Origin of the sequence: Winogradskya humida (assembly GCF_016862215.1) — a bacterium.
Lineage (GTDB): Bacteria > Actinomycetota > Actinomycetes > Mycobacteriales > Micromonosporaceae > Actinoplanes > Actinoplanes humidus.
Map to the genome: position 1 here is coordinate 29322 of NZ_BOMN01000108.1, position 25702 is coordinate 55023.

The 25702-nt window shown below is 69.4% G+C and carries 23 protein-coding genes and 1 pseudogene; 8 read left to right on the forward strand and 16 right to left on the reverse strand.

All coding sequences use genetic code 11. The annotated features are described in order from the left end of the window. Positions 1 to 209: 209 nt before the first annotated feature. The gene (locus tag Ahu01nite_RS36920; RefSeq protein ID WP_203841446.1) at positions 210 to 881 is read left to right on the forward strand and encodes a YceI family protein; all 672 of its coding nucleotides are present in this window, start codon (positions 210 to 212) and stop codon (positions 879 to 881) included. Between the two features lie 131 nt (positions 882 to 1012). Further along, on the forward strand, positions 1013 to 2815 hold the full coding sequence (locus Ahu01nite_RS36925) for a tetratricopeptide repeat protein (protein ID WP_203841371.1): 1803 nt from the start codon (positions 1013 to 1015) through the stop codon (positions 2813 to 2815). A gap of 158 nt (positions 2816 to 2973) precedes the next feature. Here Ahu01nite_RS36925 and Ahu01nite_RS36930 read toward each other — a convergent pair whose 3' ends face one another. From Ahu01nite_RS36930 to Ahu01nite_RS36940, 3 genes and pseudogenes are all read right to left on the reverse strand, one after another. Next, positions 2974 to 3744: a hypothetical protein gene (locus Ahu01nite_RS36930; RefSeq protein ID WP_203841372.1), complete on the reverse strand. Its 771-nt coding sequence runs from the start codon at positions 3742 to 3744 to the stop codon at positions 2974 to 2976. Positions 3745 to 3867: 123 nt separating this feature from the next. Beyond that, positions 3868 to 4293, reverse strand: coding sequence for a hypothetical protein (locus Ahu01nite_RS36935; protein ID WP_203841373.1), 426 nt, complete (start codon positions 4291 to 4293; stop codon positions 3868 to 3870). Between the two features lie 680 nt (positions 4294 to 4973). Continuing rightward, positions 4974 to 5649 (reverse strand): annotated as a pseudogene (locus tag Ahu01nite_RS36940) (type 1 glutamine amidotransferase domain-containing protein). An 83-nt stretch (positions 5650 to 5732) separates the two neighbouring features. On the opposite strand from Ahu01nite_RS36940, the gene Ahu01nite_RS36945 reads away from it, so the two are divergent. The 3 genes from Ahu01nite_RS36945 to Ahu01nite_RS36955 are packed head-to-tail and all read left to right on the forward strand — an operon-like array spanning position 5733 to position 7596. Beyond that, the gene (locus tag Ahu01nite_RS36945; RefSeq protein WP_203841374.1) at positions 5733 to 6596 is read left to right on the forward strand and encodes a LysR family transcriptional regulator; all 864 of its coding nucleotides are present in this window, start codon (positions 5733 to 5735) and stop codon (positions 6594 to 6596) included. A 32-nt stretch (positions 6597 to 6628) separates the two neighbouring features. Beyond that, on the forward strand, positions 6629 to 6925 hold the full coding sequence (locus Ahu01nite_RS36950) for an MTH1187 family thiamine-binding protein (RefSeq protein WP_203841375.1): 297 nt from the start codon (positions 6629 to 6631) through the stop codon (positions 6923 to 6925). Then, positions 6922 to 7596 carry a haloacid dehalogenase-like hydrolase gene (locus Ahu01nite_RS36955; protein WP_239159440.1) on the forward strand — a complete coding sequence of 225 codons (675 nt, stop codon included), beginning with the start codon at positions 6922 to 6924 and terminating at the stop codon, positions 7594 to 7596. Before Ahu01nite_RS36950 ends, Ahu01nite_RS36955 begins: the two co-directional genes overlap by 4 nt. 35 nt (positions 7597 to 7631) lie before the next feature. On the opposite strand, the gene Ahu01nite_RS36960 is transcribed toward Ahu01nite_RS36955, so the two are convergent. Next, a complete protein-coding gene (locus Ahu01nite_RS36960; RefSeq protein ID WP_275411807.1) occupies positions 7632 to 8492 on the reverse strand; it encodes a sigma-70 family RNA polymerase sigma factor in 861 nt (286 codons plus the stop codon). 70 nt (positions 8493 to 8562) lie between these two features. Between Ahu01nite_RS36960 and Ahu01nite_RS36965 the strand changes: the two genes are divergently transcribed. Further along, a complete protein-coding gene (locus Ahu01nite_RS36965) occupies positions 8563 to 9513 on the forward strand; it encodes an SDR family oxidoreductase (RefSeq protein WP_203841376.1) in 951 nt (316 codons plus the stop codon). Here the strand turns inward: Ahu01nite_RS36965 and Ahu01nite_RS36970 are convergent. The 3 genes from Ahu01nite_RS36970 to recO are packed head-to-tail and all read right to left on the reverse strand — an operon-like array spanning position 9493 to position 11632. Then, positions 9493 to 10068: a histidine phosphatase family protein gene (locus tag Ahu01nite_RS36970; RefSeq protein WP_203841377.1), complete on the reverse strand. Its 576-nt coding sequence runs from the start codon at positions 10066 to 10068 to the stop codon at positions 9493 to 9495. The genes Ahu01nite_RS36965 and Ahu01nite_RS36970 overlap by 21 nt on opposite strands. Beyond that, positions 10065 to 10859: an isoprenyl transferase gene (locus tag Ahu01nite_RS36975; RefSeq protein WP_203841378.1), complete on the reverse strand. Its 795-nt coding sequence runs from the start codon at positions 10857 to 10859 to the stop codon at positions 10065 to 10067. The genes Ahu01nite_RS36970 and Ahu01nite_RS36975 overlap by 4 nt, the downstream gene beginning before the upstream one ends. Then, complete coding sequence (recO, locus tag Ahu01nite_RS36980) at positions 10856 to 11632, reverse strand: DNA repair protein RecO (protein ID WP_203841379.1); 777 nt, start codon at positions 11630 to 11632, stop codon at positions 10856 to 10858. The genes Ahu01nite_RS36975 and recO overlap by 4 nt, the downstream gene beginning before the upstream one ends. 119 nt (positions 11633 to 11751) lie before the next feature. On the opposite strand from recO, the gene Ahu01nite_RS36985 reads away from it, so the two are divergent. Further along, positions 11752 to 12543, forward strand: a complete 792-nt coding sequence (locus Ahu01nite_RS36985) for a DUF4097 family beta strand repeat-containing protein (protein ID WP_203841380.1) — start codon at positions 11752 to 11754, stop codon at positions 12541 to 12543. A gap of 44 nt (positions 12544 to 12587) precedes the next feature. Here the strand turns inward: Ahu01nite_RS36985 and Ahu01nite_RS36990 are convergent, their stop codons facing one another. From Ahu01nite_RS36990 to Ahu01nite_RS37020, 7 genes are all read right to left on the reverse strand, one after another. Continuing rightward, positions 12588 to 13637: an acyltransferase family protein gene (locus tag Ahu01nite_RS36990; protein ID WP_203841381.1), complete on the reverse strand. Its 1050-nt coding sequence runs from the start codon at positions 13635 to 13637 to the stop codon at positions 12588 to 12590. 81 nt (positions 13638 to 13718) lie between these two features. After that, positions 13719 to 14624 (reverse strand): GTPase Era, encoded by a 906-nt coding sequence (era, locus tag Ahu01nite_RS36995; RefSeq protein WP_203841449.1) that lies wholly within the window; start codon positions 14622 to 14624, stop codon positions 13719 to 13721. Between the two features lie 953 nt (positions 14625 to 15577). Beyond that, entirely contained in the window at positions 15578 to 15949 is a 372-nt protein-coding gene (locus Ahu01nite_RS37000) for a cytidine deaminase-like protein (protein WP_203841382.1), read from the reverse strand. Continuing rightward, a complete protein-coding gene (locus Ahu01nite_RS37005) occupies positions 15942 to 17339 on the reverse strand; it encodes a hemolysin family protein (RefSeq protein ID WP_203841383.1) in 1398 nt (465 codons plus the stop codon). The genes Ahu01nite_RS37000 and Ahu01nite_RS37005 overlap by 8 nt, the downstream gene beginning before the upstream one ends. A gap of 3 nt (positions 17340 to 17342) precedes the next feature. Next, complete coding sequence (ybeY, locus tag Ahu01nite_RS37010; RefSeq protein WP_203841384.1) at positions 17343 to 17816, reverse strand: rRNA maturation RNase YbeY; 474 nt, start codon at positions 17814 to 17816, stop codon at positions 17343 to 17345. A 155-nt stretch (positions 17817 to 17971) separates the two neighbouring features. Further along, a complete protein-coding gene (locus Ahu01nite_RS37015) occupies positions 17972 to 19015 on the reverse strand; it encodes a PhoH family protein (protein WP_203841385.1) in 1044 nt (347 codons plus the stop codon). Between the two features lie 240 nt (positions 19016 to 19255). Continuing rightward, positions 19256 to 20656, reverse strand: a complete 1401-nt coding sequence (locus tag Ahu01nite_RS37020) for a serine hydrolase domain-containing protein (protein WP_239159441.1) — start codon at positions 20654 to 20656, stop codon at positions 19256 to 19258. Between the two features lie 71 nt (positions 20657 to 20727). Here Ahu01nite_RS37020 and Ahu01nite_RS37025 point away from each other — a divergent pair, with 71 nt between their 5' ends. Then, positions 20728 to 23142: a beta-glucosidase family protein gene (locus tag Ahu01nite_RS37025; RefSeq protein WP_203841386.1), complete on the forward strand. Its 2415-nt coding sequence runs from the start codon at positions 20728 to 20730 to the stop codon at positions 23140 to 23142. A gap of 85 nt (positions 23143 to 23227) precedes the next feature. Here the strand turns inward: Ahu01nite_RS37025 and Ahu01nite_RS37030 are convergent, their stop codons facing one another. Then, a complete protein-coding gene (locus Ahu01nite_RS37030) occupies positions 23228 to 23629 on the reverse strand; it encodes a hypothetical protein (protein WP_203841387.1) in 402 nt (133 codons plus the stop codon). 772 nt (positions 23630 to 24401) lie between these two features. Next, positions 24402 to 25697, reverse strand: a complete 1296-nt coding sequence (locus Ahu01nite_RS37035) for a lysine N(6)-hydroxylase/L-ornithine N(5)-oxygenase family protein (RefSeq protein WP_203841388.1) — start codon at positions 25695 to 25697, stop codon at positions 24402 to 24404. Positions 25698 to 25702: the final 5 nt, after the last annotated feature.

The following is a 25702-nucleotide window of genomic DNA, read 5'->3' on the forward strand; positions in this document are numbered from 1 at the left end:
TGCGCGGGCACTACAACCGCTGGTGACGGGCGCACAAAATTGCGACATAGGATCAACGAGGTCTCGCGCCGGGCCTCGTTCGATGCGAAGTTCGACACGAGTTCGATATGAAGTTCGACATGAAGTTCGACATGAAGTTCGATGCAAAGTTCGACGCGGAGGGAATGGTGAGCACAGTGAGCACAGTCACCGACCGGGGGACCGCTGCGATGAATGACCGCCCGACGCGGGTGTGGAACGGCGTCACCATTCCAGAGCCGGGCATCTATATTCTTGACGAAGCGCACAAGCGAATTGGTTTCCAGGCGCAGCACATGATGGTGAGCGCGGTCCGCGGTGAATTCGCCCGCGGCGGCGCCACGATCACCATCGGCGACGACCCGGCACAGTCCTCGGTCACCGCGCACATCGAGACGGCGAGCGTCACCACGCACAACCCCGACCGTGACGTGCACCTGCAGAGCGCCGACTTCCTCGACGTGGAGAATTTCCCCACGATCGCCTACAAGAGCACCGGCCTGGCCTGGCGCGAGAACAACGACGCGATCTTCGACTGGGCCCGGCTGCGCAACAACCCGCTCACCCGCCGCGGCGCGGCCACCGACGTGCCCGAGCCGGCCCGCTCCCCGGGGCGTTTTGTGCTCAGCGGCGACCTGTCCGTCAAGGACGTGCACCGCCCGGTCGACCTGACCGTCGAGTTCGGCGGGGCCCGGCGCGACCCGTACGGTCAGGACATCTTCGGTTTCAGCGCGACCACCGAGATCAACCGGGAGGACTTCGGCCTGGTCTGGAACGTCGCCCTGGAGGCCGGCGGCTGGCTCGTCGGCAAACGGGTCCGCATCGAGATCGCCGGCGAGGCCATCCTCCAGCAGCCCGGCTGAGCCCGAGCCGCTCTGCCAGGCCCAGCTTCTCTGACAGCCCGAGCTTCGCTGATAGCCCGGCTGATCTTGCCGGGCGCTCACATTCTCCGGCCGACTTTCTCCGGCCGCGAGGGATGATCTAGCCTCTCGCAATGCCCGAAGGCGCCGACACCACGGTCGAGGAGGCGCACGGCGAGTTGTCACTCGCCCGCGTCGCCCTCGCGGAGGATGACCTCCAGCACGCTGCATCCCACCTGGCCGGCGCCCTCGCCTACGCCCCCGGCCTGCCCGAGGTGCACGAGTTGCTCGCGGTCCTGGCCACCCGCGCCGCCGGCCCCGAGCTCTTCCCGATCGAAGAACCCATCTTCATCGGTACGGTCGTCGCGCACGCGCACCTGCTGGCCCCCACCGACCCTGCCCGGGCCCTGAACATGCTCGCGCAGGCAACCGCCGCCGAGCCGGAGAAGCCCTGGGCCGATGTCAGCTGGGTCCGCGCTCTCGACCTCGCCACGCTGGATCCCCAGGTCATCGCCCAGATCTTCACCACCGTCATGCGCCCCCTCGGCGACCCCGCCGCCCCCGGCATCCGCACCGCCAACGAGGTCTACCTCGATCTGGCACGGCGAGCGGTGACAGCCCACCCGGAAGCCGCCATGATCCACGCCACTGCGGCAGGACTCGGGCGCCGGCTGGGTGCGACCGCCCAGGCCGTCTCCTGGGGAGAGCACGCGGTACGCCTCGAGCCCAGCAAACTGACGCTCGTCTGGTACGCGTACGCCCTCAGAGCCGACGGCCGCACCGAAGCGGGCATCAGCGTCCTCCGCGACGCGTACCGCCGATACCCCACCGAACTGGACCTCTGCGCCGACCTGTCGAACTGGCTCGCCGCACAGGGCCACTTCGACGAGGCCCAGTCCCTGCTCGAGGAGGCCGTCCGGCTCGACCCCTCCGACGACTGCGTGGTCCACACCCTGCACCGCCTGCGCTACGACCGCAACGGCGAAGCCCGTCACCTGATCGACCTCGCCGACTACACCCGCGACCACCCGCCCGCCGGTCACGAACACTACGAACTCGAACACTGCTGCCAGGGCCGCAACTGGCTGGGCATGCCCGCCCCGGCCACCGAGGCGTGCATCAACGCGCTCATCCAGGCCCCCAGCGGCCTGACCCGGCTCAGCCTGTCAGCCCTGGAGGTCCCGAGCGCCCTCGGCGTCGTCCGGCGAGCGTTCCCCGGCGCCGACGTATCGATCGCGGGACCTCCGCCCGCTGACATGGTCGGCCCCTTGCGAGCAGGCCGCGTGCTGTGGGCGTACGAAGGAATGATCGCCACCCCGGCCGTGCAGCCACCGCCACCGGCCGCCAATGACCTGGTCCGCCAGGTCGTCACCCCGGGCTGGCCGCACCCGATCGCGGCCTACGACCAGGCCCTGCCGCTGGGCCAGCTCCCCATCACCGACCTCCTCGCCCTGCTGGTCTACCCCCCGGCCCCACCGCCCGAGCTCGCCGAACTCCCGCCCGGCTGGTGGGAACGCTGCGTCCAGGTCTACATCTGCCTCGGCATCCTGCACTCCGCCGAACTCGGCCGCGACCACCCCACGGACACCACCGCCCACCGCCACCTGCTCACCGAGCTCGCTTTCGGCATCGAGGACTGGATCACCGAGGCCGCCCTCTTCGCCCTCATCGTCGCCGCCTGGGTGGACCCCTCCTGCCGCATCGAGGTACGCGAAACCGTCGGCACCCGCTTCGTCCGAGCCGTCGAGGCATCCCAGGAACGCGTCGTCACCATCCTCGACTCGCTGGCCACGCTCGCCCTGATCACCCCGGAGATGATCCCGGCGGTGACATCTTTGGCATCCGACGTTCTGGGCGCGCCTGCTGCCGCGCCCGCTACCTCTTCCTCGAAGAAGAAGCGTTCCTGGCTGCGGCTGTTCGGGCGAGGTAGGGACTGAACGTCGCCGGCCGGCACTATTGGGCCGCCCGGCGGGGAGGGCTGAGCGGTGGGGAGGGCTGAGTAGCGGGCAGGGCTGAGTAGCGGGCAGGGCTGAGTAGCGGGCAGGGGCTGAGCGGCGGACAGGACTGAGCGGCGGGCAGGGCTGAGCGGCGGGTTTCAGTCGCCGGGGCCGGCGGGGGCGGTGCCGTTGTCGACGAGGACGAACGTCGTGTCGGGGCCGGCGGCTACTGCCTCGACGCCGGTTTCGTCCAGGGCGCGGACGTAGTAGCCCTTGGTGGTCCGGATCGAGTAGGTGGGGCTGCCATTGTCGGTCTTCTTCAACTTCTCGAAGTCGAACAGCTGGCCCGCCTTGGACGAGTCACAGGGCGCGGCGTCCAGCGTCGCCGAGCCGCTGGTGTTCTCCTTGAGACCGATGCAGGACGCTTCGCCGGACGGGTCGGGCTTCGCCAGGCGGATCTGATGCTTGCCGTCCCGGCCGGGGAGCAGGACGAACAGCCCGCTCCCGGTTTCGCCATCGGTCAGGGCGAGGTGCCCCTTGTCGTCGACGTGCAGAATCGACTCGAACGTCTGCACCGGCCGCAGCACGATCTGACGCTTACCACCCAGGATGCCGCCCGCCCCTCCCCCGTCACCGCCACCACTACTGTCGCCGCCGCTGTTATCACCGCCGCCGCTGCTGTTGTCGCTGTTGTTTTTTGTCGTATCGACGGCCGGCTTCGAGGTGACCGGTTTCGAGGTGGCTGGCTTTGAGGTGGCCGGTTTCGAGGTGGCCTGGGTGGACTCAGGTGCTCCCGAGGCGGCTGCCGCGTCGCCTGGCTGGGTGCCGGGCGCGGGCCCTGAGGCGCATGCTGCCAGTGCGAACGCGACTCCCGCCGTCACCGCCACCCCGGCAGAGCGGGCGGTCGCGAATCGGTTGGTACGGCGCATGGGACGAACCTCCTCGTCGGATGCTCACCACCCGGCGGCGGTGTGCTCGAAGGCCCATGTTCCAAGCCCGCGCCGCCGGATCGCATCGCCCGCATTCGCCTTGGCACTAACCGGGGAGAATCCTCAATTTGCCGGCGCTGCACCGTTGTCGACGAGGACAAACGTCGTGTCGGGAGTCGCGGCGCCGACCGCTTCCACCCCGGTCTCGTCCAACGCCCGAACGTAGTAGTCCTTGTCCGTGTGGATCGCGTACGTCTGCTTGCCCTCCTTGTTCTTCTTCCCCGCCTCGAAGTCGAACAGCTGCCCCGCTTTCGACGCGTCGCAGGCCACGGCGTCCAGCGTCGCGGACCCGGCCGGATTCTCCTTGAGCCCGATGCAGGCCGGCTTTCCGTTGCCACCGGCCTTCGCGGTGCGGATCTGATGCTTGCCCTCGCGCACCGGCACCAGCACGAACAAGCTCAACGCGCTCTCCCCATCGGTCAGCGCGAGATGCCCCCGATCATCCACGTGCAGCACGGACTCGAACGTCTGAACGGGACGCAGCACCACCTGCCGCTCCCCCGCAAGAATCGCCGCGGACCCGGTCTCACTCTTCGCTGTGGGTTCACCGGTTGGCTCCGGCGACGACCCGGTCGACTCCACTACCGCCGGGGATGAAGACTCCGCCGGACGGCTCGGCGCACCGACGGGATCCACGGACGGCGAGGTCCCCGAGCTGCAGGCCGCCAAGGCGAGCGCCGACCCGGCAGCCACCACGAGGACCCGGACCGACCCCACCGCCCGGGCGGAACCAGCGACCAGTGCGGAGGTAGGTGCCGATGCGGAGGCAGGTGCCGATGCGGAGGCAGGTGCCGATGCGGAGGCAGGTGCCGATGCGGAGGCAGGTGCCGACGCGGCTGGGCTCGGGGAGGTCGTGGACGACGTGGTGCGGGGGGTGGTGAGGCGCACGGGTTTCGATCTCCTCGGTTGTCGATCGGGACGCTCGGAGCGGCGCCCTCCGTCTCTCCATGCTCGGCGGCGCACTTCGCAAAACCTGTCAATCGCCCATCCGTCGAATAACAGCCCAATTCACCGGGCGACAAGGAACCGGCCACGCCTGGGCCGGCGCCCCTCCCGGACCGGCGGGAGAATCAAACCGGCGGGAGGTCCGAACCGGCGGGAAACTCGGGCCGGCAGGAAACCCGAACCGGCGTAGGGCAGCCCCCGACGGGAGGGCAGTGGCGGTCGGGTTAGGACAGCTGGGCCAGGAGGGCCTTTGCTACCTCGGCGGAGGAGGCGGGGTTCTGGCCGGTGACGAGGTTGCGGTCGGTTTCGGTGTGGGGGGGCCCAGGGGGCTGCGGTGCGGACGTCGAGGCCTGCTGCGGTGAGGCGGTCTTCGAGGAGCCAGGGGGCCTGGGTGGCGTTGCCGGCCTGGGTTTCCTCCTCGTTGGTGAAGGCGGTGATGCGGTAGCCGGCGAAGGCGTTGGTGCCGGTTTCGTCGACGGCGGCCAGGAGGGCTGCGGGGCCGTGGCAGACGACGGCGACCGGGGTGCCCGCGCGGACGGCGGTGGCGAGGAGGGCGCCGGAGGTGGGGTCGACGGCGAGGTCTTCCATGGGGCCGTGGCCGCCGGGGACGTAGACCGCGGCGTAGTCGTCGAGGTGGACGTCGGTGAGGGCGATGGGGTTCTGGAATTCGGGGGCCTTGGCGATCACGTCGCGCAGGGCGGCGTTGTCGTCGGCCAGGCTCGACTCGTCGACGGGGGACACGACGCCGCCGGGAGTGGCGACGACGATCTCGTGGCCTGCCTGCTTGAACAGCTCGTAGGGGGTGACGGCCTCTTCGGCCCAGAAGCCGGTGGGGTGCTTGGTGCCGTCCTTGAGGGTCCAGGTGGCGGCGGCGGTCATGATGAACAGGATTTTTGTCATGGCTCGACGATAGAGCGGAGAGCCATCGGTTCGCCAATAGATGTTGACATGGCTGCCATCAGGATTTTGATAGATTGGCGGGCGTGAGCGACCTCAACCTGTTGCGTACGTTCCTCGCGGTCTACCGGGCCGGCTCGATCACGGAGGCCGCGAAGCTGCTGGCGATCTCGCAGCCGACGGCGACAGCACAGGTCAGGGCCCTGGAGCAGCAACTCGGCGAGGACCTGTTCGTCCGGCTGCCGCGCGGCGTGGAGCCGACGCCGTTCGCGCACGGGCTCGCCGTCCGGGTCGCCGGGCCGCTGGACGCGCTGTCCGCCCTGGATGACGCCGGGGCGGTGAGCGCCCGGCCGGTTCGCCTCGCCGGGCCCGCTGAGCTGCTGTGTCTGCGGGTGGCCCCGGCCCTGGCGCCGCTGATCCTGGAGGGCATGGAGATCCGCGTCACGATGGGGCTGACGGATGCGCTGCTGGAGGAGCTGCGTACCGGTCAGCATGATCTTGTGATCTCCACCCAGCGGCCGCGCAGCCGCGCCTTCAGCTCCGTGCCGTTCATGGTGGAGGAGTTTGTGCTGGTCGCCGCGCCGCAGTGGGCCTGGCAGGTGCCGGCTCCGGCCTTCGAGGACATGCCCCTCATCACTTACGCGGACCATCTGCCGATCGCGCGCCGCTACTGGCGCAGCGCCTTCGGCAAGCAGCTCAACGCCCGTCCCGCCATGACGATCCCGGATCTTCGCGGTGTGCTCTCGGCCACTGTCGCCGGCGCGGGGTGGAGTGTGCTCCCCCGGTTCATGTGTGCCGAGGAACTGGCCACCGGCCGCCTCGTCGAGCTGCACAAACCCGTCGAACCACCGACCAACACCGGATATCTGGTGCAACGTCCGGGAACCGATGCCGATCCGGGCGTACGCAAGGTGCGTGATCTGCTCCTGGACGCCGCACGCGGCTGGTAGCGATCCGCGCAGCTCTGGCGGATCATGGCCCCATGCTGGTTGCCTTCTCCGTCACGCCGATCGGCGTCTCCGAATCCGTGGGTGACATCGTCGCCGACGCCGTGCGAGTGGTCCGGGACTCCGGATTGCCGAACCGCACGGACGCCATGTTCACCACCATCGAGGGCGAATGGGACGAGGTGATGGCCGTGGTCAAGCAGGCTGTCGACGTCGTCGCTGCGCAGGCGCCACGGGTCAGCCTGTCGCTCAAGGCCGACATCCGCCCCGGGGTGGTCGACGCGCTGCACGAGAAGGTGGCGCACGTCGAGCGGAGGCTGGCCGAGCAGTGAGACGACTGGTCATGTGGGACATCGACCGCACGCTGCTGCACGGCGGCGGGGTGGCGGGCCGGGCGTGGATGACGGCCTTCACCGCGGTCACCGGCGTCGACTGGAAGATCACGCCGGACTTCGGCGGCCGCACCGACCTGGACATCTGCACTGAGGTCTTCGCCTCGCACGGGGTCACGGACTGCACTCCCGAGCGGTTTTTCGAGCGCTACATAGAAGAGGTGCACGGGACGCGGCATCTGTTCGCGGAGCAGGGTGCGCTGCTGCCCGGCGTGCGCGACGTGCTGGATGCGCTCGCGGCCCGCGACGACGTCGTGCAGACGCTGGTGACCGGCAACGTGCCGCAGGTCGCGGCCGCGAAGGTCGAGGCCTTCGACCTCTCCGGTGCCTTCGACGCGCAGGTGGGTGGTTACGGCACCGATGATTCAGTACGCGCAACGCTCGTGCGCCGCTCCCAGGAACGAGCCCAGGAAAAGTACGGTGAGAAGTTCCGCGCCGTGGTGATCGGGGACACCGTGCATGACGTCGCGGGCGCGCTCGCAAATGGCGCCCTCGCCGTCGCCGTAGCCACGGGCGGGAACAGCATGGCCGAGCTCACCCTCGCCGGGGCACACATCGTGCTACCGGACCTTTCCGACGTCGCGGTCGCGGTCGACGCCATCACACGCTGAGGCCACCCGTCCCGGGCCGGACCCGACCGGGTGCCTCACAGGTTGAGGGTGGCGAGGCGATCGGGGTCGGCGAGAACGTCGATGGCGGCTATCCGGCCATTCGTCACGGTGAAAGCCATGATCGACAGGACCTGATCGCCGGCTCTGATCACAGCGCCGGCCACGCCGTTGATCAGGGCCGGGTGGGCGATGTTGAAGAACTGGGCGCCCAGCCGTGCCTGGCGGATCACCGCGTCAGGGCCGCTGAGCACGACGGTCTGCCGTTCGCGGGCGGTGCCTCCGTCGGCGCGCAGCACCACGTCCGGATGCAGGACGCCGGCGAGGCGGTCGAGATCGCCGTCGCGGGCGGCGGCGAAGAAGGCGTCGACCACGGTGCGCTGTGCGCGTACATCAGGATCTGGGGTGGGGGCCTGACCCCGCACCCGGCGCCGCGCCCGGCTGGCGAGCTGGCGTGCCGCGGCGGGTGACCGTTCGATCATCGGCGCGATCTCCTCGAACGGCACCGCGAACATGTCGTGCAACACGAACGCGAGCCGCTCGGCCGGCGTGAGGGTTCCCAGGATCACGAGCAGCGCGACCCCGACCGCATCGGCCAGCAGTGCGTCGTGCTCCGGGTCCACGCCGGAGGCCGGATCGACGACCGGGTCCGGCATGATCGGCTCCTCGCGGCGGGCCCGGCGGGCACGGAGCAGGTTCAGGCTGACCCGCCCGACGACGGTGGTCAGCCATGCGGGCACATTCTCGACACCCGCTGTCCCGGCCCGGTCGGCACGCAGCCACGCTTCCTGCACGGCATCGTCGGCCTCACTCAAAGAGCCGAGCATCCGGTACGCCACAGCGCGCAACCGCGCCCGATTGCCCTCGAAGTGCTCCGCCAGGTTCGGCTGTTCCGTCACGTCACATTCCTTCGTCGCCGGGTGTCATGTCCTTGACCCCTGAGCCCCGAAGAATGTGACGGCCGACACCATGACCCCACTCTTTCTCATCACCGGCGGCACCGGAACCCTCGGCCGCCACGTCCTGCCCCTGCTCGAAGGAGCCGGCCACCTCCGGGTCCTCACCCGCCGTCCACCGCCCGCCGCCCTTACCGGAGTCGAGACCACGACCGGTGATCGCGCCGCTCTTACCGGCGCCAAACACGTGACTGGTGATCCCAGCGGTCTTACCGGCGCCAAACACGTGCCTGCTGATCCCAGCGCCCTTACCGGCGCCAAACACGTGCCTGGTGATCCCAGCGGTCTTGCCGGCGTCGAATACGTGACTGGTGATCTCGCGACGGGTGCGGGCGTCGAACAAGCATCCCGGGACGTCACGACGGTGCTGCATCTCGCCGGCGGGTCCAGCGGCGACGTGGACAAGGCACGCACCCTCGTCCGGGCCCTCGCGCCCGGAACCCACGTCGTCTTCATCTCGGTGGTCGGCGCGGACCGGGTGCCGGTGGTGAGCAGGACAGACCGGGCGATGTTCGGTTACTTCGCCGACCAACTGGCCGCCGAACGGGTCATCGCGGAATCCGGGCTGCCATGGACAACATTGCGGGCGACACAGTTCCACGACCTGACTCTGCTGGTTGCCCGCCAGATGGCGAAGCTGCCGGTGATACCCGTCCCGGCGGGAGTGCGGTTCCAGCCGGTGGACGCCGGTCTGGTCGCGGCCCGGCTCGTGGAGCTTGCTCTTGGCGCGCCGGCCGGGCTTGTTGAAGACGTCGCCGGCCCGCGCGTGGAGGGAATGGATGCGCTGCTCCGGGCGTACCTGAAAAAGACCGGGCAGCGACGCCTGCTCGTGCCGATGCGGCTTGGCGGGCGGGCCTACGCGGCAATCCGCGCGGGAGGCAATTTGGCAGCCTCCCCGGGAACCGGCCTCACCTGGGACGGGTTCCTGGGATCGGCGACGGCGCTACCGGGGGACAAGCCCTGAGGAGAAACCTGTCCAGCGCAGTTCCGGCGGCAGGTGCGAGAGGTCGTTGAAGAGTACGAGCGCAGGCGGGCGGTCCGGGGTGTAGCGGATCACCGTGAGCGCGCAGTTGGCGGAGTTGAGGCCCAGCCAGCGTTCGGGTGGGGCGCCCAGGGCGTCGCGGACGAACCAGGCCACCAGGAAGGCGTGGGTGATCACAAGCTCGTGGGTTTCGATGTCGCCCTCGACCGGCTTGGCGAACCGGTCCAGGGCCTCGGCGGCCCAGCGTGCACCGTCCGCTCGTTCCTGCGGCGTGTAGCCCTCGAGAACCGGCGGGACCGGGTCGGGGACGAACGGCACGTAGTCGCCGGCCGCAGCCCAGATCTCGGTGGACGGGGCGTGCACCGCCGCGGCTGTCTCGGCCGCGCGCTGCAGCGGGCTGTGCGTGACGATCGCCAGTGGGACGTCGGAGAGCCGCTCGGCGAGCAGTTTCGCCTGTTCGCGGCCGGTGTCCGTCAGGCCTCCGGTTTCTGCGGCGTCGCCGTGGCGGGCGAGGTAGAGCCAGCGGGTCGCGGTCACTGGATCGCCGCCGACGGGGGCGCGATGGGGTTGGGGATCGCTCCGCCGAAGCGGCGGTCGCGCTGGGCGTAGAGCTCGCAGGCGTACCAGAGGTGGCGGCGGTCGAAGTCCGGCCAGAGGGTGTCGAGATAGACGAGCTCGGCGTACGCGGATTGCCAGAGCAGGAAGTTGGAGGTGCGCTGCTCGCCGGAGGGGCGCAGGAACATGTCCACCTCGGGCACCTCGGGGTGGTAGAGGTAGCGCTGGATGGTCTTCTCGTTGACCTTGTCGGCCTTGAGTTTGCCGGCGGCGACGTCGCGGGCGATCGCGGCGGCGGCGTCGGCGATCTCCGCCTGGCCGCCGTAGTTGACGCAGAACTGCAGGGTGAGCTTCTTGTTGTTCTTCGACAACTCCTCGGCGGCCTGCAGCTCCGAGATGACGCTCTTCCAGAGCCGTCCGGCGCGGCCCGACCAGACGATGCGTACGCCGAGGTCGTTGAGCTGGTCGCGGCGGCGGCGGATGACGTCGCGGTTGAAGCCCATCAGGAAGCGGACCTCTTCCGGGGAGCGCTTCCAGTTCTCGGTGGAGAACGCATAGGCCGAGAGGTACGGGATGCCGAGCTCGACGGCGCCCTCGATCGTGTCGAACAGCGAGTGTTCACCCTGCTCGTGACCCTTGGTGCGGGACAGCCCACGCTCCTTGGCCCACCGGCCGTTGCCGTCCATCACGATCGCCACGTGCTTCGGGATCGCGTCCTTCGGCAGGGCGGGCGGTTTCGCGCCGGAGAGGTGCGGGGTGGGCGGACGCGTCACTTCGGGGACTCCCGTCGGTCGACAAGCGGAAGGGCGCGCAGGTTGCGCTCCATGTGCCACTGCAGGTGGGCGGCGACGAGGCCGCTGCACTCACGGCGTACGGAAGGCTCGGTGTGATCCGCGACGGACCAGTCACCGCTCGTCAGAGCTGCCATCAACGCCAAGGTCGCGGGCGCGGGGTGCGCAGCGCCCGGGGGCCGGCAGTCGGGGCAGACCGACCCGCCGGCCGGCACCGAGAACGCACCGTGCGGGCCCGGGGTGCCACAGACGGCACACTCGGAGATCGCCGGCGCCCACCCCGCGAAGGCCATGCCCCGCAGCAGGTACGCATCCAGCACGAGCGTCGTCGAGTGCTCCCCCACCGCCAGCGCCTTGAGCGCCCCGAGCGTCAGCTGGAACAGCCGCAACGCCGGCTCGCGCTCCACCGGGCTGAGCCGCTCGGCGGTCTCCGCGATCGCGCTGGCAGCCGTGTAGCGCGGGTAGTCCTCGAGGAACTTCCTGCCGAAGAGGTTCACCCCCTCGACCTGGCTGATCGAGTGCAGGCTGCTGCCCACGCCTTCCGGGCCGCCCGCGAGCTGCAGGTCGATGTGACCGAACGGCTCCAGCCGCGCGCCGAACTTCGAGCTCGTCCGCCGCACGCCCTTGGCCACCGCGCGCAGCCGCCCGTGCCGGCGGGTCAGCAACGTGATGATCCGGTCGCTCTCGCCCAGCTTCTGGACGCGCAGAACCACCGCGTCGTCGCGGTAGAGCTGACGCTTGTATCCGGTGGGCACCAAGACATTCTGCCCCCTGCTTACGACAGACCCTTAGGCGGATCTCAGGGTCATCTCGGGGACAGGTCAGTGGAGGGACCGATAGCCGCGCGGGTACCCGTACTCATAGCGTCTCTCTTATGAACGCGAGCCTGATCCGGCGTACCGGTGCCATCACCCTGATCGCCGCTGCGGCGGCGGCCTCGCTCGCCGGGTGCGACCGCGGCCTCAGCGCCAAGCTGACCTACGACGACACCGAGAAGGTCAAGGTCACCGACATCGTGGTGGCCGGCTCCAGCGGGGATGTGTCGGTCAAGACCGCCGCGATCACCGAAACACGGATCAAGCGGATCGTACGCACGGACGGGCGCGACCCCGGCCAGTCGTACTCGATCTCGGGGAGCACCCTGAAGGTCGACACGAGCTGCGGCATGAACTGCCGGGTGTCGTACGAGATCGAGGCGCCCGCCGGGGTGAAGGTCACCGGCGAACTGCACTCCGGCAACATCTCGCTCGTCGACGTCGGCACCGCGGACATCAGCGTGAACTCGGGTGAGATCTACCTGCAGCGCATCGCCGGGGAGGTCAGGGCGGAGTCGACCAGCGGCAACATCATGGCGCACGCGCTCAGCGGCCCGGCCACGCTGAACACCACCTCGGGCAACGTCGAGGGCCTGGAGATCACCGGTGGCAAGCCGATCACCGCCGAGGCCAGATCGGGCAACGTCGAACTGCACCTGGTCCAGCCCGCCTCGGTCACCGCGAACGCGTCGAGCGGCAACGTCGAACTGCTCGTCCCGACCGGCAGCTACCGGTTCCGCAGCGAGGTCGGCTCCGGTGAGGTCGAGAGCAACCTGACCAACAGCCCGGCCGCCACGAACTCCATCAGCGTCACCACGGGCAGCGGCAACATCAAGGTCACCGCGTTCTAGTCAGCAGGCCCCGGTTCAGCCGGCACCGTTCAGTCGGGCCCGGTTCAGCCGGCTTTGTTCCCAGCCGTTACCGCGACGCTCGGCACGGCGGGTGATATCGGGGCGTTGCGGGGTTTCTTGCCCGGGAGCAGGCGCAGGGGGCGGTCTCCCGCGGCGTCCTCGGCCCAGCCGAAGAGCAGCACGGCGAGGGTTACCAGGGTGCCGACCACGACCAGCCGCCAGCTGATGCCGTCCCAGCCGCGGGTGGGCAGCCCGTGCGCCTCACCCCACTTGGTGACGCCCACGATGATCGGCACGTGCCACAGGTAGATCGTCAGGGCGCGGGCGTTCAGGATCGTCACGAGCCTGCCGGAGCGCGCCGCGGTGGCCACCGGGGCGAACCCCAGGGCGATCAGGACGAACCCCGCGGACCAGAGCGCGTTGCCGAGCGGGATGTCGTTCAGGTCGTACCCGCGGGGTCCGGGATGGGTGAGGAACCAGGCCGCGCCGGCCGCGGCGAGCACCCCGGCCGCGCCGACGAGGACCCTGCGGTTGATCTTGCGCAGCATCCCGTCGTGATGGGCGAACCCGAGCAGCCACGCACCGCCGTAGAGCGCCGCATCGTGCACGATGGGGTGAACGGTCACCCCGGAGAAAGTGATCACCACGAGCGCCGCGTACGGCACCAGGACCGCGATCTTCGGGAAGCGCCGGAAGATCGGCAGGACCAGCGGCGACAGCAGCACGAACCAGAGGAAGTCCCGCAGGTACCAGGTCGCGCTCAGGGCCATCGCGCCCCACCAGTTCGCCGGCGGGTCCTGCAGCGGGAAGCCCCAGTAGAGGACCTTCCAGTCCCAGGCCAGGCCGCTGAGCAGCATGGCAGGCACCGCGATCGCCGACATCACCCAGAACGACGGCAATAACCTGCGCAACCGGCGCTCAACGGCGAGCGGCCCCGATCTGTCGATCGAGGCCGCCATCAGCGAACCGGCCATCGCGAACATCACCGACATCGCGGGCAGGGCGATGGTGAGCGCCGCCCAGCCCGTGCAGTGGTAGACCACCACGCGAACTATCGCGATGGCTCGCAACAGGTCCAGGTACCGATTCCGCATAGTAGATGGCTATATAGCCAGCCATCGAGATTGCAAACCGTCGTGAACAACTCCACAAATCCGTTTGGATTGAACCTCTACCTAGAATCCCAGACGACGCAGGAGTTTCGGGTCGCGCTGCCATTCTTTCGCCACACGAATATGCAGGTCAAGATAGATCTTCCGGCCGAGCAGCGCCTCGATCTCGGCCCGGGCCCGGGTGCCGACATCCTTGAGTCGCGCACCCTTGGTCCCGATCACGATCGACTTCTGGCTGTCCCGCTCCACGTACAGGTTCGCATAGATCTTCGTGGTGTTCCCCTCGACGATCATCTCGTCGACGAGCACGGCGATCGAGTGCGGCAGTTCGTCGCGCACACCCTCCAGCGCGGCCTCGCGGATCAGCTCCCCGATCAGCACCTGCTCGGGCTCCTCGGTGAGCACGTCGTCCGGATAGAGAGCCGGCGACTCGGGCAGATGACTCACCAGCACATCGACCAGGTTGTCGACCTGATGCCCCGAAACGGCGCTCACCGGCACAATATCCGCGAAGTTATACAACTTGCTCACCGCCAGCAACCGCTCCGCGAGCAACGCCGGTCCCACCAGGTCAACTTTGGTCACCACTGCGATCACGGTCGCCTTGAGCTCCGCCATCTCGGCAGAGATGAACCGGTCCCCGGCCCCGACCGCCTCGTCCGCCGGGAAGCAGATGCCGATCACGTCGGTCTCGCTCCACGTCTCACGCACGAGGTCGTTGAGCCGCTCACCCAGCAACGTCTTCGGCCGGTGCAGTCCCGGAGTATCCACCAGCACGAGCTGGGAATTCTCCTTGTGCAGCACACCCCGGATGACGTGCCGCGTGGTCTGCGGCTTATTCGACGTGATCGCGATCTTCTGTCCGATAATCGCATTGGTCAGCGTCGACTTACCCGCATTCGGCCGCCCGACAAAACACGCAAAACCGGCGCGATAAACATCATCAACAGGCTTCGTCGGCGTCGCCACCTTGTGCCGATGCCGCTTTTTCTCGGTACGCGCAACAGGCGCCGAACTGTCCTGGGGAACATCGCGGCTCGGGGGCAGTTCCGCGCCGGACGCACCCTCGACCAGCGGCTCAACCGCCACCGGCCGCCGCTTCGCTTCACTGCTCCGCTCCTTGCCACCACCCCGCGCAGCTCCGCCCCGCGCCGCGCCACCACGCGCCGCGCCGCCGTCAGCAACAGCAGCACGCGTTGCGGCGCCGTCAGCCTTGGCAGCACGCGTTGCGATGCCGTCAGCCTTGGCAGCAGGCGTTGCGGTGCCGTCAGCCTTGGCACGCCCAGCACCACCGCGCCCGACGCCGCTTGCCTCGGCGACGCCACGTCCGGCCGCACCGCTGCGCTCGGTGGGGCCGTTCCGCGCGCCACCACGCCCAGCGCTGCCGCCTTCGGCAACACCGCGCCCGGCAGCACCAGCACCAGGCCGCGCGCTTCCGTCACGCCCAGCAACCCGGCGTCCATCGGCGTCAGCACCGCGCCCGGCAGCACCAGCACCGGGTCGCGCGCTTCCGTCGCGGCCGGCCACCCGGCGCCCGTCGGCGTCAGCGCCCCGCCCGCTCCTTGTGCTGCCCGTGGTCGTCGCGCGGCCCCAGGCACCGAACCCGGACTTGCTGGTGGCCGCGCCACGCTTGCCCATCCCGACACCACGACGACCACCGGCACCGGCGTCGCCACCAGCCTCGCCGCCCTCGCCACGCCTGCCGGCGCCCGAGCCGAAGCCGCCCGAGCCGGAAGAGGCCGAACCCGAGCCGGCACCGCGCTTGCCCGCACCGGAGCGGCCCTTCGGCACGCCGGCGCCGCGGGTGGACGATGCCGACCCGCGCTGGCCCGCCTCGATGGCCTGCTCACGCTTGGCGGCGGCACGCTCGCGGCGGCGCTGGGCGTTGCGTTCTCCGGCAGTGAGCTGCCGATCCGGATCGGTCATCGGGTCACCGTGCCCAGCAGCGTGCCGGTCGGGCCCGCGACGTGGATCGGCGCGTCGGCCGTCAGGTCCCGGACGGCTGCGCGGCCCGGCTCGTCGAGGGTGTCCGCCTCGGTGGTCACCGCTGCGGCCTCGATCGTGCTGGCACCGGCGGCCACCGCGGACGCCACCGCGAGTTGGAGCGCGGTCAGTTTCAGGCTCGGGAGCGACACCGTCGCCGCGGCATAGGTGCGGCCGTCCTGGTCGCGTACCGATGCTCCCTCGGCGGCACCCACCCGGGCGCGGGCTCCGCGGGCCAGGGTGACCAGCTTCGCGTCCTCCGCACTGAGTTGGGTGTCCGCGGTTGGAGCAGGAATGGTCTGGTCAGGCATCGGCGTGCTGTCTTTCCTCGGTCTCGGGGGCGTTCTCTTCGCCGTCGGAGTTGTCCGACGGCGTCTCGATGCGACGTACGAGCACCGAGTCAATGCGGTTGCGGCGGCCGGTCGTGCCTTCCGCGATCAGGTGCAGGCCGCCGACGTCGACGGTCGCACCGGGGATCGGCACCCGGCCCAGGGTCTGGGCGAGCAGGCCGCCGACGGTCTCGACCTCGTCCGCGGGCAGTTCCACGCCGAAGATCTCGCCGAGGTCCTCGATCGGCAGCCGGGCGGTGACCCGCACCGCGCCGTCGTCCAGGTGCTCGACCGGCGGGCGCTCGACGTCGTACTCGTCGGTGATCTCGCCGACGATCTCCTCGAGGATGTCCTCGATCGTGACCAGGCCCGCCGTGCCGCCGTACTCGTCGACCACGATCACGAGGTGGGTGCGGGCGGCCTGCATCTCGGAGAGCAGATCGTCGACGGGCTTGGACTCCGGCACGAACGTCGCGGAACGCATCAGCTCGGCGACCGCGATGGCCGGGGCCTCGGGGTCGCCGTTCTGGGTGCGCCGGATGACGTCCTTCAGATAGAGCACGCCGAGCACGTCGTCGACGCTCTCGCCGATCACCGGGATCCGCGAGAAACCGGAGCGCAGGAACAGGAAGAGCGCCTGCTGCAGCGTCTTCGGCGCCTCGATCCACACCATTTCGGTACGCGGAACCATCACCTCGCGCGCGATCGTGTCACCCAGCGCGAACACCGAGTGGATCATCTCGCGCTCGCCGTGCTCCACGACGCCACGCTGCTCGGCGAGGTCGACCAGCTCGCGCAGCTCGACCTGGCTGCCGAACGGTCCCTCGGGAAAGCCCTTACCGGGCGTGACGGCATTACCGATCAAAATCAGCAGCGACGCCAGCGGGTTGAGCACCCGCCCGATCCACCGCACGAGCGGCGCGGTGGCCTTACCCACTGCGTACGCGTGCTGGCGCCCGACCGTGCGCGGCGCGACCCCGACGACGACAAAGCTGACCAGCGTCATCGCACCGGCGGTGACGAGCGCGGCCCGCCAGCCGACGCCCCAGCTGTCGACGGCGACCAGCGCGACCAGGGTCGTCGCGGTCAGCTCGCAGATGAGCCGGAGCAGCAGAAGAAGATTCAGGTGCCGGACGACGTCCCCGGCGACGGCGGCCAGCGCCGCGGCGCCGCGCTGACCCTCACGGGCCATCTCCGCGGCCCGCGCGGACGAGACGGTGGCGAGCGCGGCATCGGTCATCGACGCCAGCCCGGCCAGGAAGACCAGGATGACCGCGTAGACGATCAGCTGAACGTCGGGCAGCCCCGCGGCGGCACCCTCGGCCAGCAGGTAGCCGGGTGTCAGGGTCGGTAGTGCTGAAGAGGGGTCCATCGGCTAACCGCCGGTCCGCCGCCCGGAGCGCCAGCTCTGCAGCAGTCGTGCCTGCAGGGCGAACATCTCGCGCTCTTCGTCCGGCTCGGCATGGTCGTAACCGAGCAGGTGCAGCACACCGTGCACGGTGAGCAGGTGGAGCTCGTCGGCTGCCGAGTGACCGGCGGTGACGGCCTGTTTCGCGGCCACCTCGGGGGCGAGCACGATGTCACCGAGCAGTGCGGGCTCGCCGGTGCCGGCCTCACCGGGGCCGTGGTCGACGCTGCCCTCGTCCATCGGGAAGGCGAGCACGTCGGTCGGGCCGTCGCTACCCATCCACCGATGGTTGAGCTCGGTCATGTAGTCGATGTCGACGAGCAGGATCGACAACTCGGCGAGCGGGTTGACCCCCATCTCCTCGAGTGCGTGCCGGGCCACCGCGAGAATCGCGTCGGTCTCGACCTCGACTCCCGACTCGTTGGCGATCTCGATGGACATGTGGTGCTTTACCCCTGATTCGATCGGTCCCATCGCCGGTGGACCCGGCGGTGAAGGTGTTGGTGGCGCGGCCCGGGCCGGTAGACAACCGGTCCGGGCCGTTACGTCTGAAGTTGTCCCGCTCTTATTGTGCGCTTCCCGGTGTTTCCGGAGCGTCAACGCCTGCGGTTGGGCCGGCCGGGCACCGCACGCACGGGCTGCTGGTCGGACTGCTCCAGCTCGGCGTCGTACCGGGCGTACGCGTCGACGATCTCCGCGACCAGCCGGTGCCGGACCACGTCGGACGACGACAACTCGGCGAAGTGCACGTCCTCGACGCCCTTCAGGATCTCCCGCACGATGCGCAACCCGCTGGTCGTCCCGCCGGGCAGGTCGACCTGCGTGACGTCACCTGTCACCACGATCTTCGCGCCGAACCCGAGCCGGGTCAGGAACATCTTCATCTGCTCGGGAGTCGTGTTCTGCGCCTCGTCGAGAATGATGAACGCGTCGTTCAGCGTGCGTCCCCGCATGTATGCCAGGGGGGCGACCTCGATCGTGCCCGCCTGCATGAGGCGGGGGATGGTCTCGGGGTCGAGCATGTCGTGCAGGGCGTCGTACAGGGGGCGCAGGTAGGGGTCGATCTTCTCGTTGAGCGTGCCCGGGAGGAAGCCGAGGCGCTCGCCGGCCTCGACGGCCGGGCGGGTGAGGATGATCCGGCTGACCTGTTTGGCCTGCAGGGCCTGCACGGCCTTGGCCATGGCGAGGTACGTCTTGCCGGTACCGGCGGGGCCGATGCCGAACACGATCGTGTTCTCGTCGATGGCGTCGACGTAGTGCTTCTGGCCGAGGGTCTTGGGGCGGATGGTGCGTCCGCGCCGGGACAGGATGTTGAGGGTGAGGACCTCGGCGGGCCGCTCGGTGGTGTTCTGCTCCAGCATCGAGACTGTGCGGCGCACGGCGTCGACGGTGAGCGTCTCGCCCTTCTCGATGAGCTCGATGAGCTCGGAGAAGAGCCGCTCCGCGGTGGCGTTGTCCGCCGGAGCTCCGGTGATGGTGATCTCGTTGCCGCGCACGTGCACGTCGCTCACGAGGGTGCGCTCGACGAGCCGGAGGATCTCGTCCTTGGGGCCGAGCAGGTTGACCATGATCTTCGGGTCAGCGACCGAGATCCTGGTCTGGACCCGAGCGGCAGCGCTGCTGTGTTCGGTGCCGGTCATAGGGGCGGCCGTACGGCCTACGCCACCTGCTCTCTGTCTCGTCTCCGCCTGGACGGCGGCGCGTAAGGATCGGGTGCCATCGTATCCGCTCGGGCACGACCTCGCCGAGGCCATTACCGCCGGTTTCCGTGCCGCTGTGTCGAGGCTCTCCCCCAGCTCGTGCGGGATCGGGGCCCCGGCTCGTGCGGGATCGGGGCCCCAGCTCGTGCGGGATCGGGGGCGAACGAAGATCAATGCGGCTCAGACGTCGGGGCCGTACGAGACGGGGATGTTGTCGAAGGTCTCCTGGACGCGGGTGAAGCGGTACGTCGCCCAGTGCATCCGGACCACCACACCGTCCCCGTCGCGGGTCAGGCGGAGCAGTTCGCCGGCTTCGCGGCCGGAGAGCGTACGCAGAAGGTCGGGGTTCTCGGGAAGTGGCCTGAAAATCGCCGGTGGGCGGTCCACCGGAGCCTCGGCACCGCGGGCCTGCAGCGTGCCGTCGTGCCAGGCGAAGACGAACTGCATGCCCTCGCTCCACCACGGGCCCAGGATCGAGCGGTATTCCGGCGGGGCCGCCGGGCCCGGCTTCCACGGCTGGATCTCCGCCGGGTCCTCCTCCACCGCGATCCGCAGCAGTTCGTGGACCAGGTCGTTGATCTCACCGGCCGTTCCCGAGGAACCGAGGACCGCCGCGCCGAGCGCACCCGGGTTGCCCTCGCCACCGCGGCGGCCGTAGACCCCCGCAAGGAAGCCGGGCATCGCGCCGTCGTGGCCGACGTGCACGACCCGCTTGCCCTGCGGAACCAGGATGAGGCCGAGGCCGAAGCCGCCGGACCAGAGCGTCTCGTCGGTGGTGGTGAGCGGCCAGCGCATCTCGTCGAGGCTGGCCGGGGCGAGCACGTGTGCGCCGGGGTCGATGATGTCGGGGCTGGTCAGGAACGCCGCCCAGCGGGCCATGTCACCCGCGGTGCTCCAGATCTGGGCGGCCGGGGATGCTCCGCCGAGCTCGAGCTGCGGTTCGGGGCGGGCGGTGTCGGAGTAGGCGTCGACCAGGTAGCCGACGGCCGCGTCGTCCGTGGGCTCGACGGTGGTCGCGGTGAGACCGAGCGGTTCGAGGATGCGTTCCCGCAGGACCGAGGCCCAGGTGCCGCCGCGCAGTCCGGCGACGAGCTGGCCCAGGACGGCCAGGCCGAGGTTGGAGTAGTGGAAGCGGCGGTTGTTGGGCAGTACGCGCTCGGCCCGGGCGAGGTCGTCGAGGAGCTGCCGGTCGCCGGGGGCGATGAGGGTGTCCCAGACGTCGCCGTGCGGTTCGCGCTGGAAGCCGGCGGTGTGCGAGAGCAGGCTGCGGATCGTCGCCGTGCCGTGGGCGGGGACGTCGAGGTGCTCGGAGATGGGGTCGTCGAGGTCGAGCAGGCCGTCGTCGCGGGCCTGCAGGACCAGCACCGCGGTGAATGTCTTGGTGACCGATCCGATGCGGAAGCGGCTGTCGTCGTCCAGCGGGTGGGCCTCGTTGCCGGAGTCACCGACGGTGAATGTCCACGGGTCACGGTCCGCGCGGTACAGGGCGGCGGAGAGCGCGGGCACTCTTCCGTCGGCCTGGGCACGTCGGGCTGCCCGTTCGAGGCGTCGCTGGGCGAGGATCAAGCGTTCGGAGGTCACCGCGATGATCCTAGAGCGGCGACTTACGCGTACGTAGGATCATGCCCGTTACCACGGATGGGAGCGCTTCCATGACTGATGAACTGGTCAAGCAGTTGACCCTCGAGGAGAAGGTGTCGCTGCTCGCGGGGCAGGACTTCTGGTCACTGCCCCCGATACCGCGCATCGGGCTGCGCTCGCTGGTCATGTCCGACGGGCCGATCGGCGTACGCGGCACGGGCTGGGCGCCGGACGACCCCTCGATCGCCCTGCCGTCCCCCACCGCGCTCGCCGCGACGTGGGACCCCGCGATGGCGCGTACGGCGGGTCGATTACTCGGCCAGGAGTCGCGGCGTAAGGGCGTACACGTGCTGCTGGGACCCACGGTGAACCTGCAGCGCACGCCGCTGGGCGGGCGGCACTTCGAGTGCTATTCCGAGGATCCGCTGCTGTCCGGCGAGATCGCGGCAGGTTTTGTGCTCGGCGTCCAGGAGCACGGCGTGGGCACGACGGTGAAGCATCTGGTCGGCAACGACTTCGAGACCGAGCGGATGACCGTCGACGTACGTATCGGCGAGCGCGCGCTGCGCGAGGTCTACCTGGCGCCTTTCGAGCGGGTCGTGCAGGCCGGCGGCTGGGGCGTGATGAGCGCGTACAACGGCGTCAACGGGCTGTCGATGGCGTCGAACGGGCCGCTGCAGTCGGACGTCCTCAAGGATGAGTGGGGCTTCGACGGGGTCGTCATCTCCGACTGGCGCGCGGCGAGGGACACGGTGGGTGCCGCGCTCGGAGGTCTCGACATCGCCATGCCCGCCCTGGAGAACCCGTGGGGGGACAGGCTGGTCGCGGCGGTTCGCGCCGGCGAGGTGGCTGAAGACCTGATCGATGACAAGGTACGCAGGGTGCTGCGGCTCGCTGCCCGCGTCGGTGCCCTGGGCGCTGCCACGGAACCGTACGTGGAGCAGCTCGACGGCGACTCGGTGGCGCACGATCTGGCCGCCCGTTCGTTCGTGCTCGCGCGTAACGAGCACCACGCGCTTCCACTCGAAGCCGCGGCGCTGACGAAGATCGCGGTGATCGGGGCGCTCGCCACCGACGCCCGGGTCCTCGGCGGCGGCAGCGCGCAGGTGACCCCGCCGCACGTCATCTCCCCGTTCGAGGGGCTGAGCCGCGCACTGCCGGGCGTCGACGTCGTGCACGCCGTCGGTGCCGATCCGCGGCCGTTCCTTCCTGCCCTCGCACTTACCACTGAAGTTGTTCTGACCGGTAAGGACGCCGGTTCGGCAGGTAGGAACGAGGTGCTGCATGCATTCGAGGTTCCGGCGGCGGCGGTTCGGTGGATCGGTGACCTGCCCGGCGGTATCGCCCCGGCAGAGGTGACCGGGCTCGAACTGCGGACCATGTTCACCCCCTCGGAATCCGGCGAGCACACGTTCGCGGTTTCCGGGTTCGGCAGCTTCGAGCTGGTGGTCGACGGGCACAATCTCTATGTGGGGACGCTGCATCCCCCGGGCACGGGACGGGCCGACCTGCTGCTGTCGCCGCGTGAGCATCGGGCGATCGTCGGGCTGGCTTCGGGCGTACCCGTGGAAGTGGTGCTGCGGCAGACCATCCAGCCGGGGCTGGCGCACACGGTCTCCGCGACGCTCGGTCACCAGGGTCCCAGGGTCTCCGCCGACGGCATGATCGACGAGGCGGTGGCACTGGCCCGCGAATCGGATGTCGCGATCGTGGTCGTGGGCACCACCGAACAGGTCGAGTCCGAGGGCTTCGACCGCACGTCACTGGCGCTGCCGGGCCGGCAGGACGAGCTGGTCGTACGCGTCGCCGCGGCCAACCCCCGCACCATCGTCGTGGTGAACGCCGGCTCGCCCGTGCTCCTGCCCTGGGCGAACGACGTCGCGGCGATCGTGCTCACCTGGTTCCCCGGCCAGGAAGCGGGCGCAGCGCTAGCCGACGTGCTGCTCGGCGTCCAGGAACCCGGCGGACGACTGCCGGCCACCTGGCCGCGCCGGGAACAGGACTGCCCGATCTTCGCGGTCCAGCCCCGTGACGGGGTCGTCTCCTACGACGAGGGCGTCATGATCGGCTATCGCGCCTGGGACCTCACCGGCGTGCCACCGCTGTACGCGTTCGGGCACGGGCTGGGCTATACAACCTGGACCTACGAGACACTCGCGGTAACCGCGACCGAGGCTGTGGTCACCCTGACGAACACGGGCGCACGCACAGGCCGTGAAATCGTCCAGGTGTACGCGGGCCCGAGCGGCGAAGCACCCTCAGGTGTCGGTCCGCGAGGTGTGCTGCCGGGCCGCCCGCAACGCTGGCTCGCCGGTTTCGTCCCGGTCACGGCGCACCCGGGCGAGACGGTCACCGTGCGGATCCCGCTGCCCGAACGGACCTGGCAGGTCTGGGACGAGGGCTGGCACACGGTCCCGGGGGCGTACGCGATCACTGCCGCCCATGCCCTCGACGATCCACGTCTCACCGCGACGCTGTCGCTGTAAGCCCATGAAATGACGCAGGCCGGCAGTGAGCCGGCCTGCGTCGTTCCTGCTGCTTCGCGCCTGCTTGCTTGTTCCTGGCCGAAGGTCAGTCGGTCTGCGTGACGCTGAAGTCGAGGCCCTTGTCGGGGTCGTTGGTCCACGTGACGCTGAAGCCGGGCCAGTCACCTTCGAGCTTGCCGTCGGCGGCGACCGTGGTGGTCATCCGGTCGCTGAGGGCGCCCGGGATGCTCAGCGTGCTGAACACACAGTTCAGGCCGTCCTCGCTGAGACCGACCGGGAACTTCTTCCCGGCGCCGCTCACGGACAGCGTTTTGTTCTTGTTGGAGAGCTTGAGGAACTGCTGCTTGCCCTGGTCACACTTGCTGACCGCGGTGAGCAGCGGGTCGGCCTCGGACTCGGCGACAGGTGCCGGGGCCTGGGCGTCGTCGCCGATCAGACGCGGCACGAGCACCACGCCGAGGGCGACGATGAAGACCGCGAGAAGCACCCAGGGAAGGGGACTTCGCTTTCGCGGGGTCGAGGAGACGGTTTCGTGGGGGTGGGTCATCACACGTCCTTGAGCGTCGAGGGGGAGGGATCAACGCGAGGGCTGAGTTTCCTCTGAGTGACGACCAAGAACAACATCCGTGAACGCAGTTCGTCTGAACGTATGAGTCGACATTGGAAGTTAGGTCGATCTTCACCCCCTTGCGCCGGAAAACCGCAGGCCGGACACCTAACGCTCGTTACGTTGCTTCGACGCCTGCCGATGCCCGATGCATTCTGCGAACCTTTGCCGGCAGACCCCCGCTGACCAGCAAATCTCGCTCCGTGACCGGGTCGTCACGATAAACTTTGCCGTCGCGGAGCACACGGATGGACCATCACGCCCGCGCCCGAACCAGCCCGAATCCCCCGCGAGGGCAACCTCGACCGCGTCCCAGCCGATTTCGAGCCGGTCGTCGTCGCGACGCGTACGAGCATCGCCGAGATGCTTCAGCCCGGAACGCCTGCACAGTGCATACATTTACGGCAGCATTCCTCGCGGCTACCCCTGCGCAGCATTCCTCGCAACTACCCCTGCCCAGCTACCCCTGCCACGCCGGGCAGATACGTGACGCACGCATTGAGGGTGGTGCGGAACCCCGCCGGGGACCGCGCCACCCTCCTCGCGCTCGTCGACGAGCTAGGCGATCGGCACGCTGCCGCGTGCACCCGGGTACACGCGCGGTTCTGACCACTGGGCCGCGATCAGCGCCGGAGCCGCGCGAGGGTGACCACTAGGCCGCGATCAGTGCCGGAGCCGCGCGACGGGTGACCACCGAGTCGAGGATCTCGCCGACGCGGATCGCCGTGTTGGAGAGCAGCGCTGAGGTGATGCCGTGCGTGTGCTCCGTACCCCCCTGCAGGTAGATGCCTACCCGCAGGCGCGGGTCGGTCGCCGCGCGGTAGTCACGCTCCACCTTCGGCCTGCCCTGGGCGTCACGGTGGCAGAGGGCGGCCACGTCACCGAGCACGGCGTACGGGTCGGCCTGGTGGTAGCCCGTCGCGCAGACCACCACGTCCGCTTCGAGGGTGCTGGTCTCGCCCGTCACCAGGGACTGGATGCTGGCAACCGCGCCCGACGGGCCGTCCGCGACGCTCGTCATGCGGGAGACGTTGATCATGCGGAGGCGTTCGCGGCCGAGGACCTTCTCCTGGTACTGGCGGCGGTAGAGGTCGTTGATGAGGTCGATGTCGACGACCGAGTAGTTCGTGTTGCTGTGGTAGTCCATCAGCTGCCGCTTGACCTCCTCGGGGGCGCTGAAGAACTCGTCGACCGCGTCCGGGTCGAAGATGCGGTTGGCGAAGGAGCTGTCGTCGGCCGGCGAGTAGCCGTACCGGGAGAAGACCGCGCAGACCTCGGACTCGGGGAATTCCGTGTGCAGGGTGGCGACGGCTTCGGCCGCGCTCTGCCCGGCGCCCACGACGATGAAACGGCGGGGGCGGGTTCCTCGTACGAGCGGGAGCTTGTGCAGCAGGTCGCTGGTGTGCCAGATCCGGTCGGAGGCGGTGACACCCTCGGGCAGCCGGGGGCGCAGGCCAGTGCCGATGACCAGGTTGCGGGCCCGGTGGGTGGTGAGCCTGCCGCCCTGACGGGACAGTACGTCGACCGCGCCGACCTCACCGCGGGCGTCCTCGACCGGGGTCACCGAGAGCACCTCCGCGTCATAGGCGGCCTGGTCGGCGACCTGCTCGGCGGCCCACGTGAAGTAGTCGTGGAACTCCGCACGCAGCGGGAACAGGTTTTTGTGGTTGATGAAGTCGATCAGCCGTCCGCGACTGTGCAGGTAGCGCAGGAAGCTGAATTCGCTGGTGGGGTTGCGCAGGGTCACCAGGTCCTTGAGGAACGAGACCTGCATGGTGGCGTCGTCGAGCAGCATCCCGCGATGCCATCCGAAGGAGGCCTGTCGCTCGAGGAACTGTGTGGAGACCGGGGAACCGCCGGCGCCGTTATGTTCCGACACTGCGAGAGCCAAGGCCAGATTGGACGGGCCGAAGCCGATCCCCACGACATCGAGTTCAGGTTCAGACATGTCCG